The 14,267-nt window shown below is 72.6% G+C and carries 14 protein-coding genes; 8 read left to right on the top strand and 6 right to left on the bottom strand.

The features are described 5' to 3' along the window. The first annotated feature begins 65 nt into the window (after positions 1-65). The 3 genes from ACFY12_RS02645 (at position 66) to ACFY12_RS02635 (ending at position 3,535) form a co-directional block, all read left to right on the top strand. A complete protein-coding gene (locus ACFY12_RS02645; RefSeq protein ID WP_390713860.1) occupies positions 66-2,129 on the top strand; it encodes a S1C family serine protease in 2,064 nt (687 codons plus the stop codon). 156 nt (positions 2,130-2,285) lie between these two features. Beyond that, a complete protein-coding gene (locus ACFY12_RS02640) occupies positions 2,286-2,771 on the top strand; it encodes a sec-independent translocase (RefSeq protein ID WP_390713859.1) in 486 nt (161 codons plus the stop codon). A gap of 119 nt (positions 2,772-2,890) precedes the next feature. Beyond that, a complete protein-coding gene (locus ACFY12_RS02635; RefSeq protein ID WP_390713858.1) occupies positions 2,891-3,535 on the top strand; it encodes a hypothetical protein in 645 nt (214 codons plus the stop codon). 264 nt (positions 3,536-3,799) lie between these two features. On the opposite strand, the gene ACFY12_RS02630 is transcribed toward ACFY12_RS02635, so the two are convergent. The 3 genes from ACFY12_RS02630 to ACFY12_RS02620 all read right to left on the bottom strand — a co-directional run bounded on the left by ACFY12_RS02630 (position 3,800) and on the right by ACFY12_RS02620 (position 7,071). Continuing rightward, on the bottom strand, positions 3,800-4,966 hold the full coding sequence (locus tag ACFY12_RS02630; protein WP_390713857.1) for an Mrp/NBP35 family ATP-binding protein: 1,167 nt from the start codon (positions 4,964-4,966) through the stop codon (positions 3,800-3,802). Between the two features lie 145 nt (positions 4,967-5,111). After that, on the bottom strand, positions 5,112-5,693 hold the full coding sequence (locus tag ACFY12_RS02625; RefSeq protein WP_390713856.1) for a DUF1003 domain-containing protein: 582 nt from the start codon (positions 5,691-5,693) through the stop codon (positions 5,112-5,114). Continuing rightward, positions 5,683-7,071, bottom strand: coding sequence for a magnesium transporter MgtE N-terminal domain-containing protein (locus ACFY12_RS02620; protein WP_390713855.1), 1,389 nt, complete (start codon positions 7,069-7,071; stop codon positions 5,683-5,685). The genes ACFY12_RS02625 and ACFY12_RS02620 overlap by 11 nt, the downstream gene beginning before the upstream one ends. Before the next feature lie 305 nt (positions 7,072-7,376). Between ACFY12_RS02620 and ACFY12_RS02615 the strand changes: the two genes are divergently transcribed. Then, positions 7,377-8,249, top strand: coding sequence for a hypothetical protein (locus tag ACFY12_RS02615; RefSeq protein ID WP_390713854.1), 873 nt, complete (start codon positions 7,377-7,379; stop codon positions 8,247-8,249). Positions 8,250-8,430: 181 nt separating this feature from the next. Here ACFY12_RS02615 and ACFY12_RS02610 read toward each other — a convergent pair whose 3' ends face one another. After that, complete coding sequence (locus ACFY12_RS02610) at positions 8,431-8,970, bottom strand: hypothetical protein (RefSeq protein WP_390713853.1); 540 nt, start codon at positions 8,968-8,970, stop codon at positions 8,431-8,433. Between the two features lie 122 nt (positions 8,971-9,092). Next, positions 9,093-10,223 carry a magnesium and cobalt transport protein CorA gene (locus ACFY12_RS02605; RefSeq protein WP_390713852.1) on the bottom strand — a complete coding sequence of 377 codons (1,131 nt, stop codon included), beginning with the start codon at positions 10,221-10,223 and terminating at the stop codon, positions 9,093-9,095. A 594-nt stretch (positions 10,224-10,817) separates the two neighbouring features. Here ACFY12_RS02605 and ACFY12_RS02600 point away from each other — a divergent pair. The 4 genes from ACFY12_RS02600 (at position 10,818) to ACFY12_RS02585 (ending at position 13,894) form a co-directional block, all read left to right on the top strand. Next, complete coding sequence (locus ACFY12_RS02600; RefSeq protein WP_390713851.1) at positions 10,818-11,402, top strand: suppressor of fused domain protein; 585 nt, start codon at positions 10,818-10,820, stop codon at positions 11,400-11,402. A gap of 111 nt (positions 11,403-11,513) precedes the next feature. Beyond that, complete coding sequence (locus tag ACFY12_RS02595; protein WP_066926462.1) at positions 11,514-12,152, top strand: DUF6758 family protein; 639 nt, start codon at positions 11,514-11,516, stop codon at positions 12,150-12,152. 211 nt (positions 12,153-12,363) lie between these two features. Beyond that, positions 12,364-13,215, top strand: a complete 852-nt coding sequence (locus ACFY12_RS02590; RefSeq protein ID WP_390713850.1) for a PHP domain-containing protein — start codon at positions 12,364-12,366, stop codon at positions 13,213-13,215. Positions 13,216-13,288: 73 nt separating this feature from the next. Then, complete coding sequence (locus tag ACFY12_RS02585; RefSeq protein ID WP_390713849.1) at positions 13,289-13,894, top strand: MarC family protein; 606 nt, start codon at positions 13,289-13,291, stop codon at positions 13,892-13,894. 96 nt (positions 13,895-13,990) lie between these two features. On the opposite strand, the gene ACFY12_RS02580 is transcribed toward ACFY12_RS02585, so the two are convergent. After that, the gene (locus ACFY12_RS02580; RefSeq protein ID WP_390713848.1) at positions 13,991-14,143 is read right to left on the bottom strand and encodes a hypothetical protein; all 153 of its coding nucleotides are present in this window, start codon (positions 14,141-14,143) and stop codon (positions 13,991-13,993) included. Positions 14,144-14,267 lie beyond the last annotated feature (124 nt).

Raw genomic sequence — 14,267 nt, 5'->3', positions numbered from 1 at the left:
CTGACCGGGCATGCGCCGCGAGGTGGTGGTGGCCCGCACGCACGCGGGCGAATTCTGGGGAGAACATGGACGACGGGAAGGCTGCCGGGCCGAAGCTGAAGTGGTGGAGCCGTCCGGGACACACCCCGGACAACGGGCCGGCCGCCGGAGCCGGTCCGGAGGCGACACCGCCTGCTGGAGCCGGCCCGCAGGCGATTCCGCCCGCTGACGGCCCGGCGGGGGCGGCGCCGGCCGATGCGTCCGGTACGGCCGCCATATCCGGCGTGCGCGAACCGGCGGACGGAGGCGTCCGCTCGCGGGAGGCGTCGGCGTCCGAAGCGCCCGGCGCGGGTGCGGAACCGGCCCCAGCGGCCCCCGCGCCGCCGGCGGACCAGGCGCAGCCGGTGTCCGCCCCTGCGCCCGGCGCACTGCCGGCGTCGCCCGCACCGTCCGTACCACCGCAGCGACCGCAGCCGCTGCACCCCGAGGACCCCTACGGCACGCCCCCCTATGGCGGTCCCGGACCGTGGGCGCCCGCACCGCCCGTGCAACGACCGGTCGCGACGCCCGCACATGGCACCGTGCTGCCGCCGGCCGCCGGGCCCATGCCCCCGTACGGCCCCCCGGCCCCGGCACCAGCACCGGCGGCCGGCTACCCGGTCCCCCCGCAGTCGCCGCCGCCCGCCGCTCCGCAGGGTGCGGGCGGCAGCGGGACCGCCGTAGCGCCCGGCCGCCCGGGAAGCGCTCCAGGCGTCCCCGGCGCGCCCGGCGACGACCGCCCGCCGGCCGGCCCGGACGGCGCCCAGCCGCACCCGACCGGCCCGACCAGCCCCGCCGACCCTGCCCAGCCGCAGCCGCAGCCGCAGGTCACCGCGCCGGCCGGCCAGGGCCCCGACCGGACCTCCGCCGCCCCCGCTGCTCCCCCCGCGCCTCCCGCCGCTCCCCTTGTCGCCCTCGCCCCGCAGGGCGCCTGGCAGCAGTACGACCCCTGGAGCGCGCCCCTGCAGGGCGGCCCGGCCGTACCGCCGCCCACCGCACGGCGTGGCCGCCGCGGGCCGCTGGCCGTCGGCGCGGTGGCGCTGGCGCTGCTCGCCGGCGGGATCGGCGGCGGCGTCGGCGCGTACGTGGAGCGCTACGGCGGGCTCAGCGACATCGAGCTGCCGCAGGCGGACGACGACGCCGGGGGCCGCAATCCCGGCAGCGTCGCCGGGATCGCGCAGGCCGCGCTGCCCGGGGTGGTCACCCTCCACGTCCGGGGCAATACCGAGCAGGGCACCGGAACCGGTTTCGTGCTCGACCGGCAGGGTCACATCCTCACCAACAACCACGTCGTGGAGCCGGCCGGCACCGGCGGTGAGATCTCGGTGACGTTCAGCGGGGGACAGGCCGCGAAGGCCAAGGTCATCGGGCGGGACCGGGGCTACGACCTGGCCGTCGTGCAGGTCCAGGGCGTCGCCGGACTGCGGCCGCTCGCGCTCGGGAACTCCGACACGGTGCGGGTCGGCGACCCGGTCGTGGCGATCGGGGCACCGTACGACCTCGCCAACACCGTCACCGCCGGGATCATCAGCGCCAAGGAGCGCCCGATCACCGCCGGCGGCGAGAAGGGCGACGGCAGCGACCTCTCGTACGTGGACGCGCTGCAGACCGATGCCCCGATCAACCCCGGCAACTCCGGAGGTCCGCTGGTCGACGCGAAGGCGCGGGTGATCGGCATCAACAGCGCCATCCGCGCGGCCGACACCGGCAGCGGACCGGACAGCGGCCAGGGCGGCAGCATAGGACTGGGCTTCGCCATCCCGGTCAACCAGGCCAAGCGGGTGGCGGAGGAGCTGATCAACACCGGTCGGGCCACCCACCCGGTGATCGGCGTCACGCTCGAGATGGAGTACGACGGGGACGGCGCTCGGGTCAGCCGGCGCGGCAAGGGCGGTAAGGAGCCGGTCTCCCCGGGCGGCCCCGGCGCCAAGGCCGGGATCCGGGCCGGCGATGTGATCACCAAGGTGGACGGTGCCACGGTGCACAGCGGTGAGGAACTGATCGTGCGGATCCGGAGCCACCGGCCGGGCGACACGCTGATGCTGACCCTGCACCGGGGCGGCAAGGAGCAGTCCATGCGGCTCACCTTGGGGTCCTCCACCGCCGACTGACCGGACCGGCACCGCCGACCGGCCGGACCGACCGTTTGCGCGGTGTTGGCACGGGTGACTCCCGTGGGGCGTCCGGGGCCAGGTACCGTGATAGCCGGCCTGGCACCCGGGCCGACGGAGGCCGCGGATGACCCGGATGACCCAAGGAGCTGCACGGTGTTCTTCGATATAGGACCCCTGGAAGCGGTAGCGATCGTGGTCCTCGCCGTGCTCATCTTCGGCCCGGACAAGCTTCCCAAGGTCATCCAGGACGTCATGGGCGTCATCCGGAAGATCCGGGAGTTCTCCGACAGCGCCAAGGAAGACATCCGCAGCGAGCTGGGACCCGATTTCAAGGACTTCGAGTTCGAGGACCTCAAGCCCAAGAACTTCGTCCGCAAGCACGTCCTGGAGAAGGACGAGTACGGCCTCAAGGAGCTCGCCGAGATCCGGAACGGCTTCGACTTCAAGCAGGAGATGGCGGAGGTCACCGACGCCGTCACCGGCCGCGACAGCGGCTCGTCCGCAGCGCCCTCCAACGGCGGCTCGGCCCTGAGCCTCTCCAAGGAGCCCCCGGCCGCCGCCGGCCGCCCCGACCTGCTCAAGAAGGCCGGAAACACGGGGCCGGACGAGCGTCCGCCGTTCGACGCCGACGCCACCTGACACACTCCGGCCTGTCCGGGCTGTGTTGACCATATGGCTATGCTCCGGGTGTCCGGGGTTTGGTCGCCTGAGGGGGGCGGGCCGCCCACGACACAGGGCAACAAGGAGGCTCCGCGCAGATGGAGACGACGAGTCGGACAGCGGAACACGAGGCGACCACCACGGCCGGCCGGAAGGTCGACGGCTACCTGCTGGCAGCGTTCCCGTGGTACGGCCTCGACGAGGCATTCAACGGTCCGCGCTGGTTGATGCAGGTCGGCGCGGCCGCGGACGGAACCGTCGAACACGGCGCCACCGGGCATGGTGAGGAGCCCACCATCAAGGTGGAGTCGCCGCAGGACGAGCGGTTCGCGGTCGTGGTGACGGTCGCCAGCCGCCCCGTACGGCGCAGCGCCGACGGCACCGGTGTCCTGGAGGCCACGTCGGTCTCGACGGCCGCCTGGCTCGCCGGCGCGGGGCTGCTCGCCCACACCTGGCCGACGCAGATGGAGCGCTCACTCCGCCAGGACTGGCTCGACCAGCAGACGATGCTGGCCTGGGAGCTGGCCGACGACCTCGGGGGCGGGGGCTGGAGCGAGCTGATGCTGCCGGTGGACGGGGCGCCGACCTCGTTCGCCTACCGAGAGTCCGAGTACGGCTGGGTCCTGGCGGGCTCGGCGAGCGAGGGCCCCGACGCGGTGCACATCGGCGCGTACGGGCGGGGGATGAGCGCCTACGGCCTGGGATTTTCCGTCGTCAAGGACATCACGTCGTACCGGGAGTGACGGGCGCTGACGGCGCAGTCGTGAGGGCGCAGGGGGCTGGCCGCACCGACAAAGCCTGGGATTCTCTGTCGTCAAGGACATCACGACGTACCGGGAGTGACCGGCCCGGACGGCCGGGCACCTCGGCGCGTACGGAGCCTGCGCGTGCGCCGGTGCATGACAAAGGGGGCGGATCCCGGGGGGCCGCCCCCTTCGTGCGTCAACAGGTACCAAGGAGCCCCTCGGGCCCCCGTACGAGCCAGGGCGCGCGACCTGACGGACGTCTCAGAACTTGTTGCGCGGGGTGATCCCCAGCGACATCCCCGCCAGACCCCGCTGGCGGCCGCCCAGCTTGCCGGCGATGGTGCGGATCGCCGAGCCGGCGGGGGAGTCCGGGTCGGTCAGCACGACCGGCTTGCCCTCGTCGCCGCCCTCACGGAGCCGGACGTCGATCGGGATGGAGCCGAGCACCGGCACCTGCGCGCCGGTCGTCCTCGTCAGCCCCTCGGCGACCCGCTCGCCGCCGCCGGTGCCGAAGACGTCGACCATCTCGTCGCAGTGCGGGCACGGCAGCCCGGACATGTTCTCGACCACGCCGACGATCTTCTGGTGGGTCTGCACCGCGATCGAACCGGCCCGCTCGGCGACCTCGGCGGCGGCCTGCTGCGGGGTGGTGACGACGAGGATCTCGGCGTTCGGGACCAGCTGGGCCACCGAGATGGCGATGTCACCGGTGCCCGGCGGCAGATCCAGCAGCAGAACGTCCAGGTCACCCCAGTAGACATCGGCCAGGAACTGCTGGAGGGCGCGGTGCAGCATCGGGCCGCGCCAGACGACCGGGGCGTTGCCGGGGGTGAACATGCCGATCGAGATGACCTTCACGCCGTTCGCCGACGGCGGCATGATCATGTTCTCGACCTGGGTCGGGCGGCCGTCGGCGCCCAGCATGCGCGGTACGGAGTGGCCGTAGATGTCGGCGTCGACCACACCCACCTTCAGGCCGTCCGCCGCCATCGCCGCCGCCAGGTTCACCGTCACCGACGACTTGCCGACGCCGCCCTTGCCGGAGGCGACGGCGTACACCCGGGTCAGCGAACCGGGCTTGGCGAAGGGCACCTCGCGCTCGGCGGTGCCGCCGCGCAGCGAGGCGGCCAGCTCCTTGCGCTGCTCGTCGCTCATCACGTCCAGCTCGACCCGGACGCCGGTGACGCCCTCGACCCCGGCGACCGCGTCGCGGACGGAGTTGGTGATCGTCTCGCGCATCGGGCAGCCGGAGACCGTGAGGTAGACCACGACCGCCACCGCGCCGTCGGCCGCGATGTCCACCGATTTGACCATCCCCAGGTCGGTGATGGGGCGGTGGATCTCGGGGTCGTTCACCGTCGCGAGTGCGGCGCGGATCGCGTCCTCGCTCGGCGCGGAGCCGTTGGGGTGGGGCGTGTCGGTAGCCATGCCCCGATGCTACGCCGCGTGAGGCGGCCTCCGGAAAGGCCGTCAGCGGTCGCCTTCGTCACTCGCGTCGGAGATCGTGTTCGTCACTCCCTCAGCGGTGATCGTGTACGTCACGCCCTCAGCGGTGATCGTGTGCGTCACGCTCTCAGCGGTCGCGTTCGTCGCCCTCCGCCTCCACCAGCTGCCGTAGCTCCAGCTCCCGCAGCAGGTCCTGGATCTCGTCACGGATCCAGTCACGGGTGGCGACCTCGCCCAGGCCCATCCGCAGCGCCGCGATCTCCCGGGTGAGGAACTCGGTGTCCGCGATGGAGCGCTCGTTCTGCACGCGGTCCTGCTCCATCTCGACCCGGTCCCGGTCGGCCTGGCGGTTCTGCGCCAGCAGGATCAGCGGCGCCGCGTACGAGGCCTGCAACGACAGGGCCAGGGTCAGGAAGATGAACGGGTACTCGTCGAACCGCAGCCGGCCGGGCGCGACCGAGTTCCACAGGACCCACATGATGATGGTGGCGGTCATCCAGGCGATGAACCGCCAGGTGCCCAGGAAGCGGGCGATCCGCTCCGAGATCCGCCCGAACAGCTCGGGGTCGTACTCCGGCAGGAACGTACGGCGTGGCAGGCGCGGGAGGTCCAGGCGCACCCGTGGCCGGCCGTCGGCGGCGCTCCGCCGGACCGCCGAGGCGCCGTTCGGCCGCCCGCGCTCCCTGCCGTCCCGCTCCTCAGGAGCCATCGCGGGCCGTCCTCCCGCCGGGCGCACCGGAGCCGCCGGGCGCACCGGAGCCGCCGGGCGCACCGGAGCCGCCGGGCACTCCACCACCGGGCACTCCACCACCGGGCAACGCACCACCGTGCAGCCCCTCGCCGTGCAGCCCGTCCTCCCGCCAGTCCTCCGGCAGCAGATGGTCCAGGACGTCGTCGACGGTGACCGCGCCCAGCAGGGCACCGCTCTCGTCGACGACCGGCGCGGCCACCATGTTGTACGCGGCGAGGTAGGCGGTCACCTCCGGCAGCGCGGTGTCCGGCGGCAGCGGCGGCAGGTCGGTGTCGGCGATCGAGCTGACGAGGGTGAACGGCGGGTCGCGCAGCAGCCGTTGGAAGTGCACCAGGCCCAGATACTTGCCGGTGGGGGTCTCGTCCGGCGGCCGGCAGACGTAGACCTGGGCGGCGAGCGCGGGGGAGAGGTCCGGATCGCGTACCCGGGCCAGCGCCTCCGCGACGGTCGCCGCCGGGCGCAGCACGACCGGATCGGTGGTCATCAGCCCGCCCGCCGTGCGCTCCTCGTACGCCATCAGCCGCCGCACGTCCGCCGCCTCCTCCGGCCGCATCAGGTCCAGCAGCCGCTCCGTCTCCTCCTCCGGCAGCTCGGAGAGCAGGTCGGCGGCGTCGTCCGGATCCATCGCCTCCAGGACGTCCGCGGCCCGCTCGTCCTTCAGCTTGCCGAGGATCTCGATCTGGTCGTCCTCCGGCAGCTCCTCCAGGACGTCGGCGAGCCGGTCGTCGTCGAGCGCCGCGGCGACCTCGGCGCGCCGTTTGGCGGAGAGGTGGTGCAGGACACCGGCCAGGTCGGCCGGGCGCAGCTGCTCGAAGGTGGCCAGCAGGCTCGCCGCGCCCTGCCCGTGCTCCTCCAGCGAGAAGCCGGTCACCGCCGACCACTCCACGGTCAGGGCCTCTCCCTTGCGCCGCAGCGCCCCGCCCTTCCCCTTCCGGACGAAGACCTTGTCGATCTCCCAGTCGCGCCGGGCGGGCAGCTGGGTGATGCCGACATCGAGGACGGTGGCCTCCTCGCCGGTCTCCACCAGCCGCACCCGCCGGTCGAGCAGCTCCCCGAGCACCAGCGTCTCCGACGCCCGCTGTTCGAAGCGCCGCATATTGATCACGCCGGTGATGATGATCTGGCCCGACTCGACGCCGGTCACCCGGGTCATGGGGACGAAGATCCGGCGCCGGCTGATCACCTCGACGACCAGTCCGAGCAGCCGCGGCGGGCGGGCCCCGACCCGGAGCAGCGCGACGAGGTCCCGCAGCCGGCCGACCTGGTCGCCGTTGGGGTCGAAGACGGCGCTGCCGGAGAGATGGGAGACGAAGATCCGGGGAGTCACCACCGCCATGCCGAGCGCCGCCCTTCTCCCCGTCTCGCCCCGTCCCCGTTCTCGTCCTCGTCGTTCGTCGCCCGGCGCTTGACGCATGACGTACGACGCACGGCATGAACCGGAGTCGGAGGACGAATACGGCATACACCGGAATACGGCCTGAAGTCGGGTTCAGGCTAACGCGTCCGGGTCTCCACCGCCCCGGGGAGCGAGGCCGCAGGGTGACGCCTCGCGAGCCTCTCCGCGCCGCTGCCGCTGTTCCGGTGGCCCAGGTACGCTGCCGTCTGCTGTCGAGGTCACCCGCATCAGGAGGCAGAGCCGACGTGAGCGCAATCCCCCCGGGGGCCGGCCCCCGCCCCCCGTCGCCGGTGTCGGCGGTTCGTCGTACGGGACGGGCCGTGCTGGTGGGGGCGGCCTGCGCGGCGCTGGCCGCGGCGCTGGTGGGCTGTGCGGGCGAGGACCCGGACGCCGGCACCAACGGGGTGGGGAAGCTGCCGCCCGCGACGATCGAGGCCAAGGCGCGGGCGGCGGCCGAGCACGCCGCTACGGTGCACCTCTCCGGAAAGGTCGTCAGCAAGGGCGTGACGTACACGCTCGACATGAGCCTGGCGAAGGACGGCGCCCGGGGCGGGCTGACCACCCGGTCCGCCGGCTTCCAGCTGCTGCGGGTCGGCCGTGCGCTCTACCTGAAGGCCGACGCCGCCTTCTGGGCCGGTGAGAAGGCCGCCGAGAAGGGCGGCGGGAAGCCGGGGGAGAAGGCGGAGGGGAAGCCCGGCGGGAAGCCCGCGGGGAAGAGCGGTGCGCCCGGCGGGTCCGGTGTCCCCGACCCCGAAACGGCGCGCAAGCTCGGCGGCAAGTATGTGAAGGTGCCGGCCGCCGACCCGGTCTACCAGCGCTTCAGCGGCTTCACCGACAAGGAGACCCTGCTGGCCGGCCTGCTGGGGCTGCACGGCGACCTGACGGCCGGTGACCGCGGCACCGTCGACGGCACCCGCACCATCCGGCTCACCGCAGGCGGGGGCACCGGCGGCACCCTGGACGTCTCGCTGGAGGGCACGCCCTATCCGCTGCGGCTGCAACGCGCCGGCGGCGCGGGGGAGGTCCGGCTCGCCGACTGGGGCAAGAGCGTGGACCTCAAGCTCCCGCCCAAGGGCCAGGTCGTGGACTACGGCAGCAAGATCCCCGCCGCCGGCTGAGCGTACGGGGGGTGCCCTGCACCAGGGGCCCTTACGAGGTCTGCCCCTTACGGGGCGGTCGAACAGATCCCCTAAGGGTCGTAAGGCCCCCTGCGGGGCCAAAACGCGGTGGAGGGCGGGACGTATTCCCGTGGTGGGGTTTGAGTTGAGGCGGTTGCGGAAGAGGCGGTGAATTCGCCGGTCAGCCCTTGCGTCCGCGGCGCAGCAGCCGGGGCAGCGCGGCCGGGATGGGCTGACGGGTGATCGCGGCGGATGCCAGCGGCGGTGCCGCATGTGAGTCCTCCGGCATCCGGCCGGGGCGCTGGGCCGCCTCGTCGCCGGCCGGCTCCAGACGCAGCACCCGGCACTCACGTGCCCAGCGCGCGGTGAGGGACTCCGCGTCCGGTGCGTTGAGCCGCTTGCCCTTCAGCTCCTCGACCGTGGCCTGCCAGACCTCGCTCTCCGGCGCCGGCTCGACGACCCTGGCCTCCCAGGCGACCAGCCGGCCGCCCTTGTCCTTGCTGCGCACGGTGACCGTCGCCGGGCCGCCGTCGGCCAGCCCGAGGTCGGCCAGCGGCTGCTCACCGGGGCCGCCGACGAGGCATACGGCGCCGTCGTGCCAGATGTGCCACAGGGCACGGGCCGGGCCCGTCGTCCCCCGCACCCAGATGAGGCCGGACTTCTTCGTGGCCTCCTCGATGAGCGCCCGATCCTGCAGGGCCTGCGACACGGTCTCCGTCATACGGCTCAGCCTAATGGGCCCGGCCGCGGGAGCTCCCCGGCCGCCTGTTCCGGCTCAGGGCCACGCGCCCCGGCTCACCGCCACCCGCCGCAGGCCGTCACTCCCCCCCAACGAGGGCCCCGTCACAACCACCCGTTCCGCTTGAACCCCCGGTGGATGCCGAAGCAGATCGCGACCGTGACGACCAGCACCGCCGGATAGCCGTACTTCCACTTCAGCTCGGGCATGTAGTCGAAGTTCATGCCGTAGATCCCGGCGATCATCGTCGGTACCGCGAAGATCGCCGCCCAGGCCGTGATCTTGCGCATGTCCTCGTTCTGCGCGACCGCCGCCTGGGAGAGGTTGGCCTGGAGAATGGAGTTGAGCAGGTCGTCGAAGGACAGCACCTGTTCGTTGACCCGCGCCAGGTGGTCGGCCACGTCCCGGAAGTACGTCTGGATGTCGGAGTCGATCAGCCGCATCGGCCGCTCGCTCAGCAGCTGCATCGGCCGCAGCAGCGGCGACACTGCGCGCTTGAACTCCAGTACCTCACGCTTGAGTTGGTAGATCCGCCCGGCGTCGCCGCCCTTCGCGGAGCCCTTGGTGCCGTTGCCCCGGCCGTTGGTCCCCGAGCTGAAGACGTCGATCTCCACCTCGTCGATGTCGTCCTGGACGGCGTCGGCCACCGCCAGATAGCCGTCGACGACCTGGTCGGCGATGGCGTGCAGCACCGCGGACGGCCCCCTGGCCAGCAGCTCCGGGTCGTCCTGCAGCCGGTGCCGCAGCGCCCGCAGCGAGCCCTGGCCGCCGTGCCGCACGGTCACGATGAAGTCCCGCCCGGTGAAGCACATCACCTCGCCGGTCTCCACCACCTCGCTGGTCGCGGTCAGCTCGGCGTGCTCGACGTAGTGGACCGTCTTGAAGACGGTGAACAGCATGTCGTCGTAGCGCTCCAGCTTGGGCCGCTGGTGGGCGTGCACGGCGTCCTCGACGGCGAGCGGGTGGAGCCCGAACTCCTTGGCGATACCGGCGAATTCGGCCTCCGTCGGCTCGTGCAGCCCGATCCAGGTGAAGCCGCCGCCGGCCCGGACCTGTGCCATCGCCTCGGCCGGGGTGACGTGGTCGCTCACCCGGCGCCCCTCGCGGTAGACGCCGCAGTCGACGATGGCGCTGTTCACGCAGACCGCCGGGGCGGAGTCCTCGCAGTGGTACGGGGCGGCGTCGCGGCGCCGGGACGGGCGGACGGCGGCGCGCAGGTCGCGGATCATCGACATGGCTGGCTCCTTCACGGGCCGGCCGTCAGCTTCCGGCGCACGGCGCGGCGCTGCCCGGGGCGGGGGCGTACAAGCGTCGTTGACTGTACGTCCGCTGCCATGCCTGCCCCGCCGCGCCGACGGCGGGCGGGGAGGGCGGGCAGAGCGTGGTGCGGAACACTGACGGCAGTTCGCAGAGACACGGAACAAAGAGTCGAAGGCGCTCTTCCGTCATCTCCGTCGGGCGCAAAGGCGCTTCCCTGGTTTCGCCGCGCGGCGGCGGGGTACGGAAGCTCTCGGGTCAGGAGACGCGATGCGCGAGCGGGATGGCGGGAGAACTATCGGTACTGCACGGTCGACTCGGATCCACCGCAGCCCCACCTCCTCCGGCCGGTCCCCGCTGGGGGACGACGTCATTCGCTGACCAGACGGCAAGGCTATCAGTCGCCTGATGCGATAAGGCGCTACTTTGCCTGTTCGATACCCAACCCTCGGGCGCCTCGACGCCCAACCCTCGGGCGCCTCGACGCCGAACCTCGGGCAGCACTCTCGGGCAGGTCGATACCGAACTCCCCGGCTCCCCGCCCGCGTCTGCCCGCGTCCTATGCTCACGGCATGTCTGACGTTCTTGAGCTGGTCGAAGCACGGCTGCGGACGAGCCTGGGCGAGCCGGACGCGCGTGCCGCGGTGACCTTCCTCGGGACCGACCGTATCGAGGTGCTCCGCTTCGTGGACGGCGATGTGGTGCGGTACGTCACGCTCGGCATGTCCGCGCAGCCCATGGCCGACCCCACGGCGGTGGTGGCCGACCCCTTGCTCGGCCCGCGCGCCGAACTCGTGCTGTCCGTACGCGGTGGCCGCGCGGACACCGACAAGGTGCTCAGGCCGCTCGCCGTGCTCGCCGCCTCCCCGCAGGTCGAGGGGGTGGTCGTGGCGCCGGGCGGATCGCTGGACGTGGGCGGGCCGCTGTGGCCCGGCGCGGCCTTCACCTCGGTCCTGGTCGCCGAGCCGGGCGGGTTGATCGGGGACCTCGAACTGGACGCCCCCATGGACCCGGTGCGTTTCCTGCCGCTCCTGCCGATGACGCCCAACGAGGCCGCCTGGAAGCGGGTGCACGGCGCCGAGGCCCTCCAGGAGCGCTGGCTCCGGCACGGTACGGATCTGCGGGACCCGCTCCGTACGGCCGTACCGCTGGACTGAGTACGGCTGTACCGCTGGACTGAGGGACCGAACCGGCGGCTCCCGGAGCGGGAGCACCGGTCGAGTGATCGTCCTTGACGCGATGGCGGGCCTGGAGGACTGTTGGTCCTTATGAGGGGCGAACCCAGTTGTCCGAAGTGCGGAGGCCGGGTGCGGGCGCCCGGCCTCTTCTCCGACACCTGGCAATGCGCCGTGCACGGCACCGTGCACCCGCTCCAGCCGGTCGTCCCGCCGAGCGTCGAGGCGCTCGGCGTCGTCGTACACCGCTCGCAGGTGCCGGTGTGGATGCCCTGGCCGCTGCCGCTCGGCTGGCTCTTCACAGGCGTGGCGTACGCGGGCGACGACCGCAGCGGCGGCCGGGCGACCGCGGTGGCCTGCTCGGGCCCCGGACCGCTGGGCGGACCGGGCGAACTCCTGCTGATCGCCGAGGAACTGGGCGTCGGACTGGGTGCGCGCTACGCCGGGATGGACGGCCCGGATCCCGGCCCCCACATGTGCGTCGACAAGCCGCCGCAGGCCAAGGTGCTCGCCGCGGGCCGCCCCACCCCCTTGTGGCACGTCGACGGCGCCCCGCCGGACCGCGCGGTCTTCGCGGGCGAGGCGCGCGGGCTCTGGCTGTGGGCGATCGCCTGGCCCGAGCAGTCCGGCATGCTGATGTACGACGAGCTGGTGCTCACGGACCTGCGCGAGGCGGGTGCCGAGGTGGATCTGGTGCCGTGCGGGGCGCTCTCGCCGCGGATCCTGGGCTGACGGGCCGGCTGCCGGGCGCGGTGCGGGGGCGCCGCTCATGGCCGTCGGACCCCGCTCACCCTGCTCTCCCGGCCGGTGCTGGCCATCCGCCCGGTTATCCTTCAGGAGTCCCGCTACGTGACCCGCGTCCGGAAGCCGGTTCCCGTAGCCGTTCCGCGGTCCCTCCGCGGTCCGTCCGCTGCCTGTCCCGCAGAAGTCTGGAGTCCGCGTCGTGCGCATCGATCTGCACACCCACTCCACGGCGTCCGACGGTACGGACACCCCTGCCGAGCTGGTACGGAACGCCGCCGCGGCCGGGCTGGACGTCGTCGCCCTGACCGACCACGACACCGTCGGCGGCCACGCCGAGGCACGTGCCGCGCGGCCCGAGGGGCTGACGCTGGTCACCGGCGCCGAACTCTCCTGCCGGATCGACGGCATGAGCCTCCATATGCTCGCCTACCTCTTCGACCCCGAGGAGCCCGAGCTCGCCCGTGAGCGGGAGCTGGTCCGCGACGACCGGGTGCCGCGCGCCCAGGCCATGGTCGCCAAGCTGCGCGACCTGGGTATCCAGGTCACCTGGGAGCAGGTCGCCCGGATCGCCGGGGACGGCGCCGTGGGACGGCCGCACATCGCCACCGCCCTCATGGACCTGGGCGTGGTCCGCTCCGTCGACGAGGCCTTCCGCACGCTGCTCGCCAACGACGGCCCGGCCTACGTGGAGAAGCACGAACTCGACCCCTTCGCCGCGATCCGGCTGGTGAAGGGCGCGGGCGGGGTCACCGTCATGGCGCACCCGCTGGCCGTCAAGCGCGGCTGCTGCGTACCGGAGCGCGTGATAGCCGAGCTGGCCGCGGCCGGCCTCGACGGTATCGAGGTCGACCACATGGACCACGACGCACCGACCCGCGCGCGACTGCGCGGTATGGCCGCCGATCTCGGACTGCTGACCACCGGCTCCAGTGACTACCACGGCAGCCGTAAGACCTGCCGGCTCGGTGAGTACACCACCGACCCCGAGATCTACGGCGAGATCGTGCGCCGCGCGACCGGCGCCTTCCCCGTTCCCGGCACGGGCGGCTGAGCGGACGGCCCCACCGCCGTCCCGGTTCCCGTTCCCCCCGCTCGTCCGTACCACCTCTCGCAAGGCCTGCACCGTGTTCGACGTCGCCGTCTTCAGTACCCTCTTCGTCACTCTCTTCGTCATCATGGATCCCCCGGGGATCACCCCGATCTTCCTCGCCCTGACCTCCGGCCGGCCGGCCAAGGTGCAGCGCCGGATGGCCTGGCAGGCGGCTACCGTTGCCTTCTGCGTGATCGCCGTCTTCGGCCTCTTCGGGCGGCAGATCCTGGGCCGGCTGCACATCTCGACGCCCGCGCTGATGATCGCGGGCGGACTGCTGCTCCTGCTCGTCGCGCTGGACCTGCTGACCGGGAAGTCGGAGGAGCCCACCCAGACCAAGGACGTCAATGTGGCGCTGGTGCCGCTGGGCATGCCGCTGCTGGCAGGGCCCGGCGCCATCGTGTCCGTGATCCTGGCGGTACAGAACGCGCACGGGTTCGCCGGGCAGGTCTCCGTCTGGTCGGCGATCGTGGCGATTCACCTCGTGCTGTATCTGGTGATGCGGTTCTCGCTGGTGATCATCCGCGTGATCAAGGACGGCGGAGTGGTCCTGGTGACGCGGCTGGCGGGCATGATGCTCTCGGCGCTGGCGGTGCAGCAGATCATCAACGGCGTGCTGCAGGTGATCGAGGGCGCGTAAGCGCCGCGGAACGCGTCGGCGCCCCCGTACGGCAGGTCGTGCGTACGGGGGCGCCGCGGTGTCGGTACGTGCTGTGGGTACCAGCGGGCGTCGGCTTTAACGGGCGGCGGTGCCGGCCGGGCGGATGTAGATGCGCTGGCCTGTGGCGGCGGCCTGCTGCACGATCCGGTTGACGGAGGCGGCGTCCACGACGGTGCTGTCCACGGCGGTGCCGTCGACGTCGTCCAGGCGCATGATCTCGAAGCGCATACGGCTTCTCCCTTCGTCCGATCCTCCTGCGGAGAACTGAGTGTGTGGCGCGCCCGGCTTCGTTGCCGGGCTCTGTAGGGGTCAACGAGTGACGGGCGGCAATAATTCCCTACGCTAACGAAAT

Source organism: Streptomyces sp. NPDC001339, from assembly GCF_042895955.1.
GTDB lineage: Bacteria > Actinomycetota > Actinomycetes > Streptomycetales > Streptomycetaceae > Streptomyces.
Note: the sequence above shows the minus strand (reverse complement) of the source record. Positions and strands in the feature narration are given on the sequence as shown.

Coding starts and splice junctions, on each gene's coding strand:
- ACFY12_RS02580 (WP_390713848.1), bottom strand. CDS start 14,143: ATGCGCTTCGAGATCATGCGCCTGGACGACGTCGACGGCACCGCCGTG.
- ACFY12_RS02625 (WP_390713856.1), bottom strand. CDS start 5,693: ATGGCTCCTGAGGAGCGGGACGGCAGGGAGCGCGGGCGGCCGAACGGC.
- ACFY12_RS02595 (WP_066926462.1), top strand. CDS start 11,514: ATGAGGGGCGAACCCAGTTGTCCGAAGTGCGGAGGCCGGGTGCGGGCG.
- ACFY12_RS02630 (WP_390713857.1), bottom strand. CDS start 4,966: ATGGCTACCGACACGCCCCACCCCAACGGCTCCGCGCCGAGCGAGGAC.
- ACFY12_RS02635 (WP_390713858.1), top strand. CDS start 2,891: ATGGAGACGACGAGTCGGACAGCGGAACACGAGGCGACCACCACGGCC.
- ACFY12_RS02645 (WP_390713860.1), top strand. CDS start 66: ATGGACGACGGGAAGGCTGCCGGGCCGAAGCTGAAGTGGTGGAGCCGT.
- ACFY12_RS02620 (WP_390713855.1), bottom strand. CDS start 7,071: ATGGCGGTGGTGACTCCCCGGATCTTCGTCTCCCATCTCTCCGGCAGC.
- ACFY12_RS02600 (WP_390713851.1), top strand. CDS start 10,818: ATGTCTGACGTTCTTGAGCTGGTCGAAGCACGGCTGCGGACGAGCCTG.
- ACFY12_RS02605 (WP_390713852.1), bottom strand. CDS start 10,223: ATGTCGATGATCCGCGACCTGCGCGCCGCCGTCCGCCCGTCCCGGCGC.
- ACFY12_RS02610 (WP_390713853.1), bottom strand. CDS start 8,970: ATGACGGAGACCGTGTCGCAGGCCCTGCAGGATCGGGCGCTCATCGAG.